This window comes from Albidovulum sp., assembly GCF_049646345.1.
Taxonomy (GTDB): domain Bacteria; phylum Pseudomonadota; class Alphaproteobacteria; order Rhodobacterales; family Rhodobacteraceae; genus Albidovulum.
Window position 1 is genome coordinate 1 of record NZ_JBARVQ010000777.1, and the last position, 1,977, is coordinate 1,977.

A 1,977-nucleotide genomic window follows, 5' to 3' on the forward strand; every position below is an offset into this window, starting at 1 on the left:
ATCGCCTACAACTTCGACCGCCTCATCTTCCATGAGCGGGCCTGCGCCACAGGATGAGTCTGTCCGCAAGTGCGAAAATCGACGCTGAGAACACCCCAGGGCATCGCTTCCGGGGCCATAAACACCATCAAGACCGCAGAAAGGCATCAATCAACCGAACTTGTGACGCCGCCGCGTCGAAAATCACCGGTTAATGCGGGTGTCCAGCTCAGCCTTCAAGGTTGGTCCGCCAGAAAACCTAGAGTTCATTGCGCCTTGCCTCGTTCAGCCGCGGCATCAGGACCTCCTTCATCACAGACCTCGCCGTGAAAAGAAGATCAGAACCGCCAGACCATCAACAAGTGTGCATTCCCTGTACGTGTGTGAACGCCCCCTGGAATGCAAGAGGTTTCGGGCAAGGCAGTGGCATGTGGTCAGGTGCAGTCGTGTGTCCGGCCTCTCGATGCGGCCTTTGTCACGCCGCGGGCCTGTATGGAGATACGAGGACCGGTTCCAGTTCGCTTACGCGCGATCGTACTGTCGCTCCGTACAAAGGTCTGGCTCTCCCGATCCCGTCTCTTTGACCGTTTGCCCTTACCCTTCCTTCGACCTTCTCACATTCCCGACATCATCACGGAGTCCGTCGCCTCAGGCGGCTGGCTCCGGAGCGCGGTAAACTCCTCCCCTGGCCATCAAGGCCCATGCAACCCTGGCAATCCGGTTGGCAAGCGCCACCGCAACCAGCATTGCCGGTTTGCGCGCGATCATCCTTGCCAGCCATGAACCGGCTGGAGCGCCATTGCGCCGGGTCCAGTACACCATCGCCATCGCTCCCGAGACCAGCAACCGTCGCAAGTCACGCTGTCCCATCTTCGATGTCCGGCCAAGCCGCTCCTTGCCACCGCTTGAGTGCTGGCGTGGTGTAAGCCCCAGCCATGCTGCAAAATCCCTGCCTTTCGAGAACGTCTGGGCCGGCGGGGCCAGCGCCACCATGGCAGCTGCGCAGATTGGTCCGATACCTGGAATGGTCAGCAATCGCGACACGGTATCGTCACTACGGGCCCGGTTCCGGACCTCCTCACTCAGTTCATCAATCCGGGCACCCAGCTCTTCGATCCGTTCAATCAGCATCCTGCCGAGTTCAGCGACCGATGCTGGCAGTCCGCTGTCGGGATCGCGGATCACACTCACCAGTTGGCCGAGGTGCGCCTTGCCTTTCGGTGCGATCACCCCGTACTCAGCCAGGTGACCGCGCAGTGCATTAATCGTCTGAGTACGCTGCCGCACAAACAGGTCCCGTGTCTTGAATGCCATCCCGGCAGCCTGTTGCTCCTCGCTCTTCGGTGCGACAAAGCGCATGGTCGGACGCAGCGCAGCTTCCACAATTGCCTCGGCATCGGCCGCATCGTTCTTGTTGCGCTTGACGAACGGCTTCACGTACACCGGAGCGATCAGTCGCACCTCATGGCCCAACCTGCCAATCTCGCGAGCCCAGTAATGCGAACTGGCGCAGGCTTCCATCGCCACCACGCACTTCGGCAACCCGCCAAAGAACGACAATACCCGCGAACGTGTCAGCTTCTTGCGCAACACCACCGAACCATCGGCTGCAGCCCCGTGCACCTGGAACACGCTCTTCGCCAGATCCAACCCGATAATGCTAATGTTCTCCATTGGACGCCTCCTTCATGTTGGTTCAACACCTCAACATTGGCACATCGATGCCGTTCGGGGGCGTCCACCCCATCGCTTACTATTTTTCCCTGATGTCTGCCATAAATTCCCTGTTCAGCTGAAAAATTTCCCTGTTCCGAATTTTAGGGAATTCGCGATCTAAGCCCCTGTAATTGATGGACTTATTCCGGCCAAACATCTGCAAATCAGGCCCAAAACGCCAAAATTCCCTGTAAATTCCCGTGGAACAGGGAATTTGGCACCTGAGACTGGTTCGCTGGAGACTGGGCGGGTCACCACCTTCGCAACCGGTCCGATACTCAA

General features: G+C 58.6%; 1 protein-coding gene. It reads right to left on the reverse strand.

The window, feature by feature from the left end; translation table 11 throughout:
* Positions 1 to 627 precede the first annotated feature (627 nt).
* On the reverse strand, positions 628 to 1,653 hold the full coding sequence (locus WBB85_RS20445) for an IS110 family transposase (protein ID WP_432640428.1): 1,026 nt from the start codon (positions 1,651 to 1,653) through the stop codon (positions 628 to 630).
* Between the last annotated feature and the right edge of the window lie 324 nt (positions 1,654 to 1,977).